Here is a 15,860-nt window from a genome sequence, read left to right as displayed (position 1 = left end):
TTCCGGTGCGTCTTGCCGCGAAGCGTCGGCGTCCTCACCCGTATGGGAACGGGAAAGAGGCCCTTTCATGCGCGCATTGACGTACCAGGGACCCTTCAAGGTCCGAGTGGAGAACAAGCCAGACCCTCGCTTGGAGCACCCGCAGGACGTCATCCTCAAGGTGACCCGGACGGCCATCTGTGGCTCGGACCTGCATCTGTTGCACGGGCTGGTGCCGGATACGCGCGTGGGCCACACGTTTGGTCACGAGTTCACCGGCGTGGTGGAGGAGCTGGGCAGCGAAGTCACCCAACTGCACAAGGGCGACCGCGTGGTGGTGCCCTTCAACATCTCCTGTGGCACGTGTTTCTACTGTCAGCGCGGACTCACGGCGTCCTGTGAGAACAGCAACCCGTCGAGCGACGTGGCGTGTGGGGTGTATGGCTATTCGCACACCACGGGCGGCTACGACGGTGGCCAGGCGGAGTACGTGCGCGTGCCCTTCGCGGACGTGGGGCCGCTGAAGATTCCCGACGGCATGGAGGACGAGGAGGCGCTCTTCCTCGGAGACATCCTGCCCACGGGCTACATGGGCGCGGAGATGGGCGAAATCAAGGGCGGCGAGACGGTGGTGGTGTTCGGCGCCGGCCCGGTGGGGTTGTTCGCCATGAGGTCCGCGTGGCTGATGGGCGCGGGCCGGGTCATCGCGGTGGACTGCGTGCAGTACCGGCTCGACTTCGCGGAGCGGTACGCGAAGGTGGAGACGGTGAACTTCCGGGAGGTGGAGGACATCGTCCTCTACCTGAAGGACCTGTTCGACGGTCGCGGCCCGGACGTGTGCATCGACGCGGTGGGCATGGAGGCGGAGGGCTCGGTGGGCCAGCGCGTGCTGGGCCTGGGGCTGAAGCTCGAAGCCGGCGCGGCCACGGTGCTCACCTGGTGCATCGATACCGTGCGCAAGGGCGGCAATGTCTCCATCGTCGGGGTGTATGGCCCTCCGTGGAACCTGATGCCGATTGGAACGGCGATGAACAAGGGACTGACGCTGCGGATGAACCAGTGCAACGTGCGCCGGTACATGACGCATCTGCTCGAGCACATCCGCGAGGGTCGCATCGACGCGAAGGGCATCATCACCCACCGCTTCTCGCTGGAGGATGCACCCAAGGCGTACCACCTGTTCGCCCAGAAGCAGGACGGCTGCGTCAAGTGCGTCCTCACCCCTGGTCATGCGTGACGACAAGGAGCCGAACCATGCCGGATAGACCGATTCCTGGCGCAGCGGTGGACCTGGAGCCCTCCAGCCGCCCGGGCGTGCCGATGGAGAGGGCGCCTCAACCGATGGCGGGGGCGCGTGTGCCCATCCGTCCGCAGCACTCGGATGTGCGCGTGTTCAAGCACAAGGGCCGGGCCGGCTTCCCGCCGGTGTTCGGCACCGCGCAGCCACCGCGCGGGCTGAGCGGGTTGCTGCGCAAGGTGGCCTACGGGTACCCGGACCACAAGGCGCGCCACTGGATGATGTTGCTCCTGGCGGACCGGGTGGACGTCTGGGAGCACCGGCTCGTGAGGGCGGCGCCGTGGCTGTTGCCCACCGCTGGGGTGCTCGCGCTCACGGGCGTGGCGTGGCGCAAGTGGGCGCGCGCGTGAGGTGAGGCGGCTCGGGGCCCTGGAGGAGGAGGGCGCCGGGGTGGGGGAGACCCGCTGGCGAGGGGTTTTCGCCGGCCTTCCGGGGCGCCGGGAGGAGTTCCTGGCGGACGGAAGTTCGAGTCGAGGCGACTCCGGCCGCGTTCTCTGTGAGGATCTCCACCATGCCGCCCGCGAAGCCGCCACCCCGACGCTCGTCCTCGAAACCCGCCGCCCCGACGCCCCGTGCGTCGTCCGCGGGGGGAAAGCCCTCGGCCGGGCAAGGCGCGGAGTCCGCGAAGAAGCCCGCACGCAAGCCGGAGCCCGCAGCGGCTCCGAAGGCACAGGCGAAGCAGGCCGCGAATGCGCAGGGGGCCAAGGCCCAGGCAAAGCAGGCCGCGAATGCGCAGGGCGTGAAGGCGCAGGCGAAGCAGGCCGCGAACGCGCAGGGCGCGAAGGCGCAGTCGAAACAGGCCGAGACTGAGCAGTCCGTGAAGGCGCAGGCGAAGCAATCTGCGGCGGAGCAGGTCTCGAAGGCGCAGTCGAAGCAGGCCGTGACTGAGCACGTGTCGAAGGCTGAGGCGAAGCAGGCCGCGAACGCTGAGGTGACGCAGGCCGCGAACGCTGAAGCGACGCAGGCCGCGACGGAGCAGGCCGCCAAGTCTGAGGCGAAGCAATCCGCGACAGAACAGGCCGCGAAGGCAGAGGCGAAGCAGGCCGCGAAGGCTCAGGCAAAGCCAGCGGGTAAAGGACAGACGAAGTCACCCGAGAGTCCCGTCGAGGCAAAGCCACAAGCGGAGTCCCGAGAGGGCGAGCAGCCTCAAATCAAGATGGTGGAGGAGGCTGCTCCATCAGAGACGTCGACCGCGAGTCCATCGCCCGATGCACGCGCGAAGGGTCGTCCCGCCCGGGTACTCTCGCTGGTTCCTCCTCTGCGCTCCGATGCGAACAATGCGGAGCCTCCCAAAGAAGCGACCGTCGCGGAGCCGCCGTCCATCGAACTCGAAGCTCCGGCTCCCCGCGTGGAAGTCCGAACGCACACTCGCCCGCCGCTGAACGTGGGCGACCTCGACTCGGAGGTGCTGCCCATCTCCGCCCTCACGCCCATCGAGGGCTCCTTCACGGGCGCCCCACTGCTCGTCCATGCGAGCCCGGAGACGATTCGAACCTGGGGAGTCCTCGGCTCCACCATGGGACGGCTCGTGCCCGGAAAGAGTGAAGGTGGCTACACCTTCTCCGGCCAGGCTCGCCTTTTCCTTCGCGCCGTCCAGCGCGTGGACGCGTCCCCGCCCGATTCCGTGAGCACGGGCCACTGTTCCGTCGTGCTCCGGAATACGACGGGTCGTCCCATCCAGCTCCAGGTCAAAGGCGGCCTCTTCTCCAAGTACCTCACGCCCCAGTTCCCACTGAACTCACGTGGCGAGCCCTTCAACCCGTTGAACCAGAAGCCCCTCGATGAGGACTTCACGAACCTGAGCGACGCGGAGTCCGGACAGGGCAAGACACCACACCCCCAGGGCCTGTTCTTCCGAGGTCCACAAGCCGTGCTCGCCTCGGGTCTCCTCGACGCCGTCCTCGATGACCGCTCCGAATCCGAGCGCCAGTCCCAGCCGCTCATCCGTGAAGACCTCGACCTGTCCCAGCTCGACGACGTGCGCTTGGGAACCCGAGGCGCATTCGAGGGCCGCCTCACCGTGCAGCCCGGCGCCACGGTGGTCGTCCTCGATGCACGTCACCCGAAGGGTGTCACGCTCACCGCCCTCCTGGACTTCACGGCCCTGGACGCGAAGGGACAGGTGGATGCGGGCGCGAGGTTCCGCCTGGCCACCATCTCCAGTCCCCAGCCCCTCACGCCCGACGAACTCGCGGCCATCACCCGGAGCGAGCACCCACTGGCCACCGCGGGAGACGAGGACACGGGACCGACGTCCTTCCCCCCACTCCAAGGCGTGCTCGAAGCCGGCAGCGTCTTCGTCGGTGAGCGCACGCTGCGCCTGTCACCCGGAACGCTCACGGGCGACCTCGTCATGTCCATGCCGCGCAGGAACGCGGGCGCAGGCCCCGACGCGCCGACGTTGACGCCGACCTCGGGGACCTCGGCCTCCTTGCGCGCCACGTCCTCTCACGGCGAGCGCACCCACGACGGCGCCCGAGGCGTCACCTACCAGCTGACCTACACCCTGGAGAACGAAGCCTCCGAGCCGCGCGAAGTGGAGCTGCTGCTCACCTCACCGCGACGCCACCCCTCCGAGCGCTTCTTCCCCCAGGCCGGAGTCCTGAGCCTGGCGATGAAGGTCGACGGCGAGCGTGTGGACGTCCGCGTCAACCAACGAGGAGAGGGCAGGGTGCTGGCGGTCCTCGAGCTTCCGCCCGAGGACCGCCGTCAGGTGCGACTCGAGTGGACCCACGCGGGAGGAACCTTCCCTCCCGCGGGCCTCGAGCTGCGAGTACGGCGCTGAATGACGACTAATCCGACCAGGTCGTCACGCGCACCATGCGCACGAACTGGCGGTCCGTGCTCACCGCCGCGATGAAGTAGCCACCCTGGTCGCTCGGGCCGCTCCCGCCGCAGTAGGTCTGGCAGGACCAGCTCGCGGTATAGAGCCGGTTGCTGTTGCGCGAGACTTGCGTGATGAGCCCCAGCGCGCCATCCACTTCATCCGCGTTCGGCGTGCCGCTGATGACGTGCGCGGAGAGCTTCGCGAGCAGCTCCTGCACGGTGATGGGGGTGAACTTCCCCGCGCCCTGCAACCCGAAGGCGGCGGCGGCCTTGTAGTTCAGCGTCCGCTGATTGGCCACGCCCTGCCCGCTGGGGATGTTGCCCTCCATGATGGAGGAGGACGCCGCGAGCGCTCCCGTCGCCCCGAACAGCACCTCGGGCGTCTGGGTCATGGGGTCGAGCCACAGCGGCGCGTGGGTGGTGGCGCCGTCGTTCAGCTCGTGGACGTCAATCATGTACTTCTGCGCGGTGGCGGTGACGCCGATGTTGAACACCAGGTCGTTGATGCGGGCGCCCAGGAAGGCTCGCTCGGCGGCATCCACCTGGCCGTCATCGTAGAGGAACACGTCGACCGCGGTCTTCATCTCCGCGCGGCGCACCGTGGTGCCACCGGGGCTGTTCGACGTCCGGGCCGTGGCAATCGCCGCGTTGAAGGCGGGAATCGTGGTGGTGCTGTCTGCGAAGGCCTGGGGCGCGGTCAGCAGCACGACGCCGCCCAGGAACGACTTCAGGAATGAAGACAAGAATGTACCTCCACAAAGGGGGAACTGCGGGTAAGCACTTAACACCCGCGTCTGACATTCCTGTTTGATTTCAGGTGACGACAACGGCTCAGGGAAATGCCGTCGTCGCTGAACCCTGACGCGACTGTTGGTGACGGATGGGTATCAGCAACGCGAGGAAGGCCACGGACAGCGCGGCGCCGAGCAGGAACACAGGTGCGTAGCCAAGCCCAAGCCCGTGGATGGGGTCCGCGAGCCACCCCGCGAGCGGCGCGGCGGGCGCCTTGCCCCAGACCTCCAGGCTCGCCAGCAGCGTGTAGTGCGTGGCGCCGATGCGCCGGTCCACGCGCGACATCATGAACGCGAACATCACCGTCGTGAGGGCGCCGCCCACCAGCTCCTCCGCGAGCGTCACACCGATGACGCCCGCGTCGCTGACTCCGTGAGTCGCCAGCCACCAGCGGCCCATGAGCGGCAGCACGCGCAGCGACGCCGTGAGCGTCAAGGCACCGACGATGGGCAGCCGCGTGGCGAGCAGCCCTCCACCGACGGAGCCGAGGATGGAGGCCACGTTCCCCCAGGTCCCCACCCACTGGCCTATCTGCCAGGCGGGAATGCCCGAGTCGACGAGGAAGGGCTTGTAGAGCACGTCCGCCATCGTCTCGCCGAACTTGTACGTGCCGATGAAGAGCAGCACCCATCCCGTCCCTGGCTTCATCACCACCGCGGCGATGTGCTCCCGCAGTTGCCGCCAGCTCAGCCGCGCCTCCGGGGCCGACACACCGTCGCTCCCGCTCGAGTCCTCACGGGGAGGTGGCTCGCGGGCGAGCAGCGTCACCAGGAGCGCGCCGGCGCACAGCGCGGCCATGCCCCAGAAGAGCCCCGACCAGCCGATGGACTTGCTGGCCCACACCAGGAGCCCGCCGCCGGTGAGCATCCCCAGCTTGTAGCCCACCACCTGCACGGAGTTGCCCAGACCCAGCTCCTCCGGCTTGAGCATGTCCACCGCGAGCCCATCCACCGCGATGTCCTGCGTGGCGGCGAAGAGGTTCATCACCAGGATGAGCCCGAGGAGGACCTTCAGCGAACCCCCGTCCGACACGAGCAGGCCCGCCGCCGCGCAGGTGAGCGTCAGGCCCGCCTGCATGGGCAGAATCCAGGACCTGCGACGTCCGAGCCGCGCGGAGTGATACCGGTCCACCAGCGGCGCCCAGAGCGCCTTGAGTCCCCACGGCAGCGCGAGCACCCCCGCGAAGCCCAGCGCGGTGAGCGATATCCCCTGCTCCCGCAGATACACGGGCAGCGCGGTGGCCTGGAACCCGAAGGGCAGGCCCTGCACGAAGTAGAGGACGCCGAGCAGCGCGAGCCGGGAGGCGGGAAGTCTCATTCGGGGTGGCCCAGCATCAGGTGGATGTCATTGCCCTCCGGAGCCGCCAGGGATGCGCTGGCTCCGGAAGGTGTTGGCTCTCGCGTCAGGTGCGGCTGTGCTGCAACACCATGGCCTCCAGCCGCGTCAGTGCCTTCTCCAGCACCTCCATGGACGGACCGAAGGACAGGCGCACGTAGCCGCGGAAGCGTGACGGCCGCGCGCGGCGCTTGCCCGGATTCACGTCGAAGAACTCGCCCGGCACGGTGATGATCTTCTGCTCCAGCGCGGCGCGGAAGAAGCCCATGCCATCGTTGAGCGGCGCGGGCAGGCCGGACACGTTGCCCCAGACGTAGAACGTCCCGTCCGGCGCGCGGTCCGTGCGGATGCCCAACCGCTCCAGGCGCGAGTGGAACCTGTCGCGCTTCTCTCGGAAGGCCGTGTGGATGGCCAGCGTCTCCGCGATGACGGGCTCCTCCTGCAGGAGGGGGATTGCGGCGCGCTGCAGCGGCCGGCTGCCGCCACCGTCCAGGAAGCTGCCCGCGCTGGAGACGGCCTCAATCACCTGCCGGGGCCCCACCGTCCACGTCATGCGCCAGCCCGGGTAGCGCCAGTTCTTGGTGAAGCCGTCGAAGAGGACGATGGGGTCCTTGTTCACGTCCTCCACGTAGCGCGCGGCGCTCTCCACCGGCAGGTGCCCGGGGCGGCCCGTCCAGATGTAGTGCGAATAGAACTCGTCGATGAGCAGCACGCACTCCTGCTCGCGGGCCACGCCCACCCACCGCGCCAGCTCGTCCCCCTGCACCAGCTTGCCGGTGGGGTTGCACGGGTTGGAGAAGAGCAGCGCGGACAGGCCGCGACCCTGTACCTCGCGGCGCAGGTCCTCGTGGGTGAAGGCGTAGCCGCGCTCGCCCTCCAGGAGGATGGGGATGGCGGTGAACGCCTTGAAGACGTCCAGCAGCTCCTCGTAGGCCGTGTAGTCCGGCAGGAAGTGGCCCAGGTTGATGGAGCCCAGGCTCGCCGCCGCGCGGGTGAGGGCCGCGCGCCCGCCGCCGGACAGGCACACGTTCTCCGCGCTGTACTGGCTGGGGAGGCCCCGGCGGTAGAGGCGGTTGTAGAGGCTGGCGATGGCCTCTCGCACGTCCCACAGGCCCGCCACCGGGGCGTACTCCATGTCCGCCACGTCGATGTTCACCGTGTTCAGGCGCGGTGGAGCGCCGGGCAGGTCTCCCGTCTCCGGCTGCCCCTGGCCCAGGTTGCACCAGTCAGGGTCGCTGGAACGGTAGCCTCGGCGCGTGGCCTCGGCGGTGACGTAGATGACGCCCGTGCGAGGCACGGTGCGGAATGCGGGAATCGTGACGTCGTCGCTCACGGCCGGGAACCCTAGCGGAAAGCGACGACGCGCGCGCAAGCCCTCGCTACCGCAAGATGGGCACCGTCACCGACGAGTGGTCATCCACCGTCACCTCCACCTTGCCCAGCCGCCACAGACCGGGCTGGAACTCCGCCTTCACGTAGCGCCCGTCCGCCGTCTCCAGGATGGCCGTGCCCTCCTTGGGGAGGTACTCGCCCACCTCGTACTGGAGCGTCTGGAGCGTGATTTTGTCCACGCCCTCCGGGCCCGTGAGCTCGCCTTCACCGTCGAGCACCAGCGAGGAGCCGCCCAACAGCGGCATCCCCGCGCGCTTGTCCACCCGCGCGTCCACGCGCACCGTGTGGCCCGGATGTCCCGGGACGTCGCCGGCCGCCTTCGCCCAGACGCTCGTCTGGTCGCCGCAGGTGCCGTAGCCGACCTCGGCGGGCAACACCGCGCCGTCCACGCGCAACTGGCGCAGGTCCACGGACACCTCCATCCGGTCCTCACCGCCGCTGTACTTGAAGAAGGCGCGGCCCTCGAGGCGCAGGCCGTGAACCTCGCAGTCCGGCCCGTTGAACGAGAGCACCACGCCGTCCGTCACGGCGTCGAACCGCTCCAGGGTGGCGGTGGCGCACGCCAGCCGCGTGCTCACGTCCGGCACCGCGACATTCAGGAACGCGCGGCGCGGCTCTCCGCACGTGTACACGGGCATGAAGCCGAGCACCTCCAGCGCGCCCCGTGTCATGTGCCCCGCGGCGACGACGCGCTCCACACGCGCCTTGGCGGCTTCAATCACTTCTTCCGGAGGCGCACCGCCACCACACGCGGTGAGCAGGAGGGCGACAGAGAGGCCAATGAGGGTTCGCACGGGGACGTCTCCAAGGGTGCCCGGGCCGCTTCGTCGCGGCGGGGTTCGCCCTGGTAGAGCAACCCTCGTGCCCCTCGCCAACACCGCGAAAACAGGCGCCACGGGCTCCCTCGGGCCCGCTGAGAGCGTATAGCGCCGTGCACACTCACGGCGCCTTCGCCCCGGGTGTCATGGGCCTCAGCTTTCGAGCGACGCGCGCAGGAACCAGACGTGCTTCTCGAACTCCACGATGATGCCCGTGGCCAGGTCCTCGGAGTCCGCGTCATCCACTTCGACGAAGAGCTTGCGGCTGTCGCGCAGGCCTTCCAGATAGACTTCGATGCGCTCGGCGAGCAGCTTCACGTGCTCCATGTCGCGCGTCGTCTCCTGCGGGTACTCAGGCAGACGGCTGGCCTTGCCCACGTGACGGCTGGTGCCGAACGCCTTGCCTCCCAACGTCACCGCGCGCTCGGCGATGGAGTCGTTGTGATTGGCGAGGCTGACGGCGAAGGTCTCGAACAGCGGGTGCAGCGCCGCGAACTGAGGGCCCTTGATGTTCCAGTGGGCCACCTTGATTTGCGAGTGCAAATCCAACCCATCCGCCAGTCGGGCGTTGAGCGATTCGACGATGGTTGCGCGGGTCTTCTCGGGGAGGGGACTGGGGCTCTTGTACATGAGAGTCTTCCTTTCGTTCTCGTTCGTGTCGGACGCTCATTCAGATGCGCGTCGCCCGCAAACGGAGCGCCCCCCGGTGTTTCCACCGGAGGGCGCGGGTGAAGCACAACGAATGACTCGCGGGTGCGAGGCTTAAGACTCCAGGCCCACCGCCGCGGCGTGGATGACCGCCGCGACTCGCACCGCGTCGTGCACCTGGTCCTCGGAGAGGCCGCCCTCGAGGACGACCTTCTCGTGGGACTGCATGCACATCTCGCAGCCGTTGATGGCGCTGACCGCGAGGCAGACCAGCTCGAAGTCCACCTTGTTGGTCAGCACCTGCGCGAGCCTGTTCATCCGCAGTCCGGCGCGCTTGGTCGAGTACGACTCTTTCCCGATCATGTGCCGGAAGCGGTAGTACACGTTGTTCATCGCCATCAGCGACGCCGCTGCACGCGCGTCCTCGATGATGGGCTCGGGGTTCGCGAGTGCCTTCCGCGCCTCGTTGAGCATCGCTTCCTTCAGCCGGTCATTCCGAACGGCGTAGGCCGATGCGACAGCCACGCCCCAGCGCTGCTCGGGGGTGAGGCTGCCACCTTCCAGGACTGCCTGGAGGTTGAGGCGGGTGTCCTTGTGGGCGTCCGCGAGTTCGGAGCGGACGACTTCGAGCGAGGCCATGACGCGTTACCCCGCCTTCGCCAGCTTCTGGGTCAGGGTCTCCTCACCCTTGCTCCAGTTGCACGGGCACAGCTCGTCCGTCTGGAGCGCGTCCAGGGTGCGGACCGTCTCGGAGACGTTGCGGCCGACCGACAGGTCGTTGACCGTCACGTGGCGGATGATGCCCTCGGGGTCCGCGATGAACGTCGCGCGCAGCGCCACGCCCTCCTCCTTGTGGAGGATGCCCAGCGCGTTGCACAGCTCGTGCTTCAGGTCCGCCAGCATCGGGAAGGGCAGGCCCTTGAGGTCCGGGTGGTGCGTGCGCCACGCGTGGTGCACGAACTCGCTGTCCGTGCTCAGGCCCAGCACCTGCGCGTCACGGTCATTGAAGTCCTTGTTCTTCTTGCCGAACTCCGCGATCTCCGTGGGGCAGATGAACGTGAAGTCCTTGGGCCAGGCAAACAGCACCAGCCACTTGCCCTTGTAGGTCTCGTTCGTGATCTCCTGGAACTCCTTGCCCTTCTCCAGGCTCACGGTGGCCTTGACCTTGAAGCTCGGAATCTTGTCGCCAACGGTCAGCATGTACTGCTCCTTGGGTTGTGGGGTCCGGGGGGGACCCTCGGGAAGGTGTCTTCTGCTAACGACTACAGCAGACCTCGTGCCAGTCAATCGTCTTCAATGATTCCAGGGGTTTGACTTCTGACCCCCGCTGGCCGGTGTTGCTGGGACGGTGAATAACGAAATGTCGGTGATGGACGCCACTGCAATTTCGGTGGAGCGCTATTATTCATGCCTCATGTCGGATGAACTGTCAGCGCCAACCGAGGGCGCGAAGGATGCTCGGGACCTGGTCGAGCTGGCAACCACCGAGGATTCGGTGGATGAGCTGCTTCGTCGGGGACTGGACTGGTTGACGCGTGTGGTGCGCTTCGACCTGGCGACGCTGTTCCTGTTGAGGGACGGCAAGCTGGTGTCGGTGGCGGCGCGCGGTCCGCTGGCGAACGCGAAGGTGCGCCACCACGCGTTGACGCTGTCGGACTTCCCCTCGCTGCGCGTGGCGCTGGAGACGCGGCGGGCGCGGGCCTTCACGGAGGAGGACCACTCGCACGGGGACGGAGACCCGTTCGACGGCGTGCTCGACTTGCCGCCGGGACACGCGTGCATGGTGGTGCCGCTGTGCGCGGGCGAGCGCACCTATGGCGTGCTCACGTTGGACCGCGCCGAGTGCGAGACGTATCCGCAGCCGGTGGTGGACCTGGTGGAGGTCTACGGGCAGATGCTCGCGACGGCGCTCCAGGCGGCCGAGCAGCGGGCGACCTTCGAGCGACTCCACCATCAGGAGCACGCGCACGCGAAGCTCCTGGAGGCGCAGCTCGGCGGAGAGTCCGAGGGCATCCTGGAGGCGTCGCTGAGCCCTGTCATGAGGGACCTCGCGCGGCGTGCGCGGCAGGTGGCGGAGACGGATACGCCGGTGCTGATTACCGGCGAGACGGGCACGGGCAAGGAGCGGCTGGCGCGGGCCATCCACAAGTGGAGCTCGCGCGCGGACCAGCCCTTCGTCACGCTCAACTGCGCGGCGATTCCAGCGGGCCTCTTGGAGAGCGAGCTGTTCGGCCACGTGAAGGGCGCCTTCACCGGCGCGACGAAGGACCGCGCGGGCCGCTTCCAGATGGCGAGCGGGGGCACGCTGCTCCTGGACGAGGTGGGCGAGCTGCCCGTCGAGCTGCAGGCGAAGCTCTTGCGCGCGCTCCAGGAGAAGGCGTTCGAGCCGGTGGGCAGCGACAAGACGGTGCGCTCGGACGTGCGCATCCTCGCGGCCACGCATGTGGATCTGCACCGCGCGATTGCCGAGAAGCGCTTCCGCGAGGACCTCTACTACCGGCTGAGTGTCTTCCCGCTGCGGCTGCCGCCCCTGCGCGAGCGGCGCGAGGACCTGGCGCAGTTGTGTACATTCCTTCTTGAGGAGCAGGCGCGGCGCACCGGGCGGCGCGGCATGCGCGTGTCACCAGCGGGCCTGGCGAAGCTGGAGTCGTATGACTGGCCGGGCAACCTGCGTGAGCTGGCCAACGCGCTGGAGCGCGCCACCATCCTGACGAAGGGCACGGAGCTGGGGCCGTCCTCGTTCGACGTGGTGGCGCACGGCGGAAGCGCTTCGGCGGTGGCACAGGTGGAGTCGGCGGTGCCGAGCGTGCTGGACGCGACGATGAAGCCCGGCTCGGTGCTGACGCTGGCGGCGGTGCAGCGCGAGCACATCCTGCGGGTGCTGTCGCTCACGCGGGGCCGCGTCTACGGCCCGGGCGGTGCGGCGGCGCTCCTGGGCCTCAAGCCCTCCACGCTCCAGAGCCGGATGAAGAAGCTGGGCATCGCCCGGCTGGAGCAGTTCGTGGTGGACGAGGTGTGACGTCGGGGCGCCCGTGCTGACGGGGCGCCCCGAGGGACTTCAGCCCGCGCGCTGCTGGGTGGCGGGCAGCGGGTAGGTGGTGCCCGTCTTGCCGAACGGCGCGTCGAACAGGTGCGGGTCCTGCTGGCGGGTGCGGAACAGGTCGATGATGTAGTTCATCCGCTGGTCCAGCTTGCTCCAGTCCTTGGCCGCGGTGCCCTTGAGGCTGTCGGAGCTGGAGTCCAGCTTGCCCAGGAGGGCGCGCAGCTCCGGGTTCTCGATGGAGCGCAGGTGCGGCGGGAAGAGCGTGGTCTCCATGCCCGGAGGCGGGGGCAAATCGTTGCCCAGCTTCAGCGCGCCGCCCGGCACCGCGAGCTTCATCATGTGCTCGGTGGCGACCCGGCGGAACACGGAGGCCGTCGCGTCGACCAGGGGGTTGAGCGCCGCGTCCACGAGGCCCGTCCTCAGGGCGGCCTTGCCCGCGAGCTTGGCGGGGAAGGGCAGCGCGTTGATGCCGCCCTCGATGCTCTGCTTGAGGATGTTCCGGAAGGTGTCCTTCACCGGCGCGTTGAGCGCCTTCTCCACGTGCTTCTGGAGCTGCGTCTGCTCGTGCAGGCCAATCCGGTCATTGGCCAGCAGCATCAGCTCCGCCTTCTTGTTCGGGTCCTTCTCGAACATGGCCTTGGTGTAGTCGCCGAAGGCCTCCTTCAGGAGCGGCTTGTCCTTGCCGAAGCCGTCCAGGTACTTCGCCGTCTTGGCGGCGTCGTAGGACGTGTCGCCCTGGAAGGTCTCGATGAAGCGGGCGAACTCCTGGCCCACCTCGTTGAAGACGAACTGGTTGCCGTCCGCAATCGACTTGCTGACGTTGTTGAGTGCCTCGCTGCCGGCCGCGGCGATGTCCGCCAGGGGCAGCGCGGGCAGGCCCAGCTTGCGCAGCACGTCGTCCACCTTCTTCAGCGGCCCGGCCATGTCGCTGGCGCCCTTGAGCGCATCGGTCAGGAACTTGGGCATGTCCTCGTTGCGGATGCTCACGCCCGCCTGCTTGGACGCCCACGTCGCGAAGGTGGACCAGTTGGCGTTGTCCTTGCCGAGCATCTGACCCAGTCCGTTGGACAAGTCAGAGTAGCCCTGCGTAATCGCGTAGTTGCGCGCCACCGGGTCCTGGATGGAGGCGATGGCCTTCACGTCCGCGACGCTGGGGTAGGTGCCCGGGGCGACCTTCGTCCCCTGGGGGGCGACGGGGGTGGTCAGCGCCACCACCGGCTTGCGCACGCCGCCCGTGTCGAACAGGGACACGTCGCGAGCGTCGCCGCGAGTCACGGGCGCCTGGGGCTTCACCTCGTTGCGGACGGGAGCCGGGGTGGCGGGGGTCTCGAGCGGACGGGGCTGGACGCGGGGGCCGGAGATCGGGGTCTTCATGGTGTGGAAGTTTATCGGCCCAGGGAGGGCGGAAGTTGCGTGGCTGTCATGGGTTGTCCGCTCCCGGTGGAAACCCTTGATGCCTCAAGGATAGTTGGGCATGGGGGGTGTTCGTTCCATGCCGCGCCGCCGCCTTTCGTGTCGCCAGCCCCACACTCCCGGGCTCGCCTTGCTGTGCCTCGCGTGGGGGTTGGCGGTACTGCTCGGCTGTGGCAGGGGTGATGCGCCGGGCTCTGGAGGGGACTGGAAGGGCCGGACGCTGCGCATCGGGACGGATGCCACCTACCCGCCGTTCGAGTCGGTGAAGGACGGCGAGCTGGTCGGCTTCGACATCGAGCTGGGGGCGCTCGTCGCCGAAGAGCTGGGCGCGAAAGTCTCATGGACGAACACGTCCTTCGACGGGGTGTTCCCCGCGTTGATGGCGGGGAAGTTCGACCTGGTGATTTCGGCCGTGACGCTGACTCCCGAGCGACAGCAGCGCCTGGGCTTCTCCACGCCGTACTACACGGCGGGACAGCTCGTGGTGGCGCGGGAGGCGGACACCGCGGTCACGGGCCTCGAGAGCCTGCGCGGGAAGACGGCGGGCATTCAACTCAACACCAGCGCGTCGCTGGTGCTGGAGAAGTTCCCGGACATCGAGGTGCGGCAGTACCCGAGCATCGACCTGGCCCTCCAGGATTTGCGCAACGGCAACCTGGCGGGCGTGGTGGGCGACGGGCCGACGCTGCGCTACTTCCTGACCCATGGCTTCCAGGGGCTGCGCGCCGCGGGCGGGTTGCTGACGGAGGAGCACTACGGCATCGCGATGCGCCCGGATGACCCCGCGCTGCGCGAGGCCGTCAACGCCGCGCTCCAGCGCCTGCGCGACAGCGGGAAGTTCGCCGCGCTGGAGGAGCGCTACTTTGGCGAGGCGGCCCAGAAGGCCCAGGCGACCCCGCCGGCCGTGCCCTGGGGCAAGGTGACCTGGCGGCTGGCCCGGGGACTGGGGCTGACGCTGGGGCTCACCGTGCTGGCGCTGCTCTCCGGGATGCCGCTGGGGCTGGCCGTGGCCCTGGGGCGGCGCGTTCGCTTCCGGCCGCTTTCGTGGCTGTGCGCCGCGTACGTCGAGGGGCTTCGTGGAACGCCGTTGCTGGTGCAAATCATCTTCATCTACTACGCGCTGCCGCAGCTTCTGGGCGTGGACCTGGCGCCGATGCTGGCGGCGGTGCTGGCGCTGACGCTCAACAGCGCGGCGTATGTGGCGGAAATCTTCAGGGCGGGCATCGCCTCCGTGGACGCGGGGCAGGAGGAGGCCGCGCGGGCGCTGGGGATGGGGCGCGCGCAGGTCATGCGCTACGTCATCCTCCCGCAGGCGGTGCGCAACGTGCTGCCGCCGCTGACGAACGAGGGAATCGCCCTGCTGAAGGACTCCTCGCTGGTGTCCATCATCGGCATGGCGGAGCTGACGCGGGCGGGACAGGAGCTGGCGAGCCAGCTCGCCGCGCCGCTGGCCGTGTGGCCGCTCGTCGCGTTGTTCTACTTGTTGGCCACGCTGCCGCTGACGCGGCTGGCCTCGGCGCTGGAGAAGCGCCTCCACCGTCAGGGGTGAGGAACGCCATGGCGCTCGTCGAGGTTCGCAATCTGCACAAGCGCTTCGGTGCACTGGAGGTCCTCAAGGGGGTGGACCTCTCGGTGCAGCCTGGAGAAGTGGTGGTCTTCGTGGGCCCGTCCGGCTGTGGCAAGTCCACGCTCCTGCGGTGCCTGTGTGGCCTGGAGGTGCCGTCCGAGGGTGAAGTCGTCGTCGGAGGCATTCCCGTGAGCGCGGAGCCCAAGGCGCTTCAGGCGCTGCACCGCCGTGTGGGCATGGTGTTCCAGCGCTTCCACCTGTTCCCCCACCTGAGCGCGCTGGCCAACGTGACGCTGGCGCCGCGCAAGGTGCTGGGGCTGTCGGAAGCGGAGGCGGAGGCCCTGGGGCGGCGCATGTTGACCATGGTGCATCTGGAGACGCGCGCGGACGCGTACCCCAGCCAGCTCTCTGGAGGGCAGCAGCAGCGGGTGGCGATTGCGCGGGCCCTGGCGATGAAGCCGGAGTTGATGCTCTTCGACGAGCCGACCAGCGCGTTGGACCCGGAGCTGGTGGGCGAGGTGCTGGAGGTCATGCGTGAGCTGGCGCGTGAGGGCATGACGATGTGCGTGGTGACACACGAGATGGGCTTCGCGGCGGACGTGGCGCACCGCGTGGTGTTCATGGACGCGGGGAGGGTGGTGGAAGAGGGCACGCCTCAACAAGTATTGCGCGAGCCCCAGCATCCGCGCACCCGCGAGTTCCTCGCGCGTTTGCTCCAGCGGTGAGGGGATTTCCGGGCGGGGGACGTTG

Annotated in this window: 14 protein-coding genes; 6 read left to right on the top strand and 8 right to left on the bottom strand. The window is 68.6% G+C overall.

Translation table 11 applies throughout. The features are described from left to right. Positions 1-67 precede the first annotated feature (67 nt). From G4D83_RS29075 to G4D83_RS29065, 3 genes are all read left to right on the top strand, one after another. The gene (locus G4D83_RS29075) at positions 68-1,216 is read left to right on the top strand and encodes a zinc-dependent alcohol dehydrogenase (RefSeq protein WP_163868124.1); all 1,149 of its coding nucleotides are present in this window, start codon (positions 68-70) and stop codon (positions 1,214-1,216) included. A 17-nt stretch (positions 1,217-1,233) separates the two neighbouring features. Next, a complete protein-coding gene (locus G4D83_RS29070; RefSeq protein WP_163868123.1) occupies positions 1,234-1,626 on the top strand; it encodes a hypothetical protein in 393 nt (130 codons plus the stop codon). Between the two features lie 161 nt (positions 1,627-1,787). After that, positions 1,788-4,061: a hypothetical protein gene (locus G4D83_RS29065; RefSeq protein ID WP_163868122.1), complete on the top strand. Its 2,274-nt coding sequence runs from the start codon at positions 1,788-1,790 to the stop codon at positions 4,059-4,061. A gap of 7 nt (positions 4,062-4,068) precedes the next feature. Here G4D83_RS29065 and G4D83_RS29060 read toward each other — a convergent pair whose 3' ends face one another. The 7 genes from G4D83_RS29060 to G4D83_RS29030 all read right to left on the bottom strand — a co-directional run bounded on the left by G4D83_RS29060 (position 4,069) and on the right by G4D83_RS29030 (position 10,287). Further along, positions 4,069-4,845 (bottom strand): hypothetical protein, encoded by a 777-nt coding sequence (locus tag G4D83_RS29060; RefSeq protein WP_163868121.1) that lies wholly within the window; start codon positions 4,843-4,845, stop codon positions 4,069-4,071. An 88-nt stretch (positions 4,846-4,933) separates the two neighbouring features. Continuing rightward, positions 4,934-6,211 (bottom strand): MFS transporter, encoded by a 1,278-nt coding sequence (locus tag G4D83_RS29055; RefSeq protein WP_163868120.1) that lies wholly within the window; start codon positions 6,209-6,211, stop codon positions 4,934-4,936. Between the two features lie 85 nt (positions 6,212-6,296). Beyond that, a complete protein-coding gene (locus tag G4D83_RS29050; protein WP_163868119.1) occupies positions 6,297-7,562 on the bottom strand; it encodes a pyridoxal phosphate-dependent aminotransferase in 1,266 nt (421 codons plus the stop codon). A gap of 46 nt (positions 7,563-7,608) precedes the next feature. Next, positions 7,609-8,415, bottom strand: a complete 807-nt coding sequence (locus G4D83_RS29045) for a hypothetical protein (protein WP_163868118.1) — start codon at positions 8,413-8,415, stop codon at positions 7,609-7,611. A 177-nt stretch (positions 8,416-8,592) separates the two neighbouring features. Next, positions 8,593-9,069, bottom strand: a complete 477-nt coding sequence (gene dps, locus G4D83_RS29040) for a DNA starvation/stationary phase protection protein Dps (protein WP_163868117.1) — start codon at positions 9,067-9,069, stop codon at positions 8,593-8,595. A gap of 132 nt (positions 9,070-9,201) precedes the next feature. Continuing rightward, positions 9,202-9,726, bottom strand: coding sequence for a carboxymuconolactone decarboxylase family protein (locus G4D83_RS29035; RefSeq protein ID WP_141641620.1), 525 nt, complete (start codon positions 9,724-9,726; stop codon positions 9,202-9,204). A gap of 6 nt (positions 9,727-9,732) precedes the next feature. Beyond that, complete coding sequence (locus G4D83_RS29030; protein WP_141641619.1) at positions 9,733-10,287, bottom strand: peroxiredoxin; 555 nt, start codon at positions 10,285-10,287, stop codon at positions 9,733-9,735. Positions 10,288-10,501: 214 nt separating this feature from the next. On the opposite strand from G4D83_RS29030, the gene G4D83_RS29025 reads away from it, so the two are divergent. Continuing rightward, entirely contained in the window at positions 10,502-12,106 is a 1,605-nt protein-coding gene (locus tag G4D83_RS29025; RefSeq protein ID WP_163868116.1) for a sigma 54-interacting transcriptional regulator, read from the top strand. Positions 12,107-12,145: 39 nt separating this feature from the next. Here G4D83_RS29025 and G4D83_RS29020 read toward each other — a convergent pair whose 3' ends face one another. After that, on the bottom strand, positions 12,146-13,504 hold the full coding sequence (locus G4D83_RS29020) for a hypothetical protein (RefSeq protein ID WP_163868115.1): 1,359 nt from the start codon (positions 13,502-13,504) through the stop codon (positions 12,146-12,148). Between the two features lie 190 nt (positions 13,505-13,694). Here G4D83_RS29020 and G4D83_RS29015 point away from each other — a divergent pair, with 190 nt between their 5' ends. Then, positions 13,695-15,092: an ABC transporter permease subunit gene (locus G4D83_RS29015; RefSeq protein ID WP_163868114.1), complete on the top strand. Its 1,398-nt coding sequence runs from the start codon at positions 13,695-13,697 to the stop codon at positions 15,090-15,092. An 8-nt stretch (positions 15,093-15,100) separates the two neighbouring features. Then, a complete protein-coding gene (locus G4D83_RS29010) occupies positions 15,101-15,835 on the top strand; it encodes an amino acid ABC transporter ATP-binding protein (RefSeq protein ID WP_163868113.1) in 735 nt (244 codons plus the stop codon). The last annotated feature ends 25 nt before the right edge of the window (positions 15,836-15,860 follow it).

Source organism: Myxococcus eversor (assembly GCF_010894455.1).
Taxonomy (GTDB): Bacteria; Myxococcota; Myxococcia; order Myxococcales; family Myxococcaceae; genus Myxococcus; species Myxococcus eversor.
This window is presented reverse-complemented; position numbering and strand designations above follow the sequence as displayed.

What these genes read in the sequence shown, in the direction of transcription:
- G4D83_RS29075 (WP_163868124.1), top strand. Translation starts at nt 68, where the DNA reads ATGCGCGCATTGACGTACCAGGGACCCTTCAAGGTCCGAGTGGAGAAC.
- G4D83_RS29070 (WP_163868123.1), top strand. Translation starts at nt 1,234, where the DNA reads ATGCCGGATAGACCGATTCCTGGCGCAGCGGTGGACCTGGAGCCCTCC.
- G4D83_RS29065 (WP_163868122.1), top strand. Translation starts at nt 1,788, where the DNA reads ATGCCGCCCGCGAAGCCGCCACCCCGACGCTCGTCCTCGAAACCCGCC.
- G4D83_RS29055 (WP_163868120.1), bottom strand. Translation starts at nt 6,211, where the DNA reads ATGAGACTTCCCGCCTCCCGGCTCGCGCTGCTCGGCGTCCTCTACTTC.
- dps (WP_163868117.1), bottom strand. Translation starts at nt 9,069, where the DNA reads ATGTACAAGAGCCCCAGTCCCCTCCCCGAGAAGACCCGCGCAACCATC.
- G4D83_RS29035 (WP_141641620.1), bottom strand. Translation starts at nt 9,726, where the DNA reads ATGGCCTCGCTCGAAGTCGTCCGCTCCGAACTCGCGGACGCCCACAAG.
- G4D83_RS29030 (WP_141641619.1), bottom strand. Translation starts at nt 10,287, where the DNA reads ATGCTGACCGTTGGCGACAAGATTCCGAGCTTCAAGGTCAAGGCCACC.
- G4D83_RS29025 (WP_163868116.1), top strand. Translation starts at nt 10,502, where the DNA reads ATGTCGGATGAACTGTCAGCGCCAACCGAGGGCGCGAAGGATGCTCGG.
- G4D83_RS29020 (WP_163868115.1), bottom strand. Translation starts at nt 13,504, where the DNA reads ATGAAGACCCCGATCTCCGGCCCCCGCGTCCAGCCCCGTCCGCTCGAG.
- G4D83_RS29010 (WP_163868113.1), top strand. Translation starts at nt 15,101, where the DNA reads ATGGCGCTCGTCGAGGTTCGCAATCTGCACAAGCGCTTCGGTGCACTG.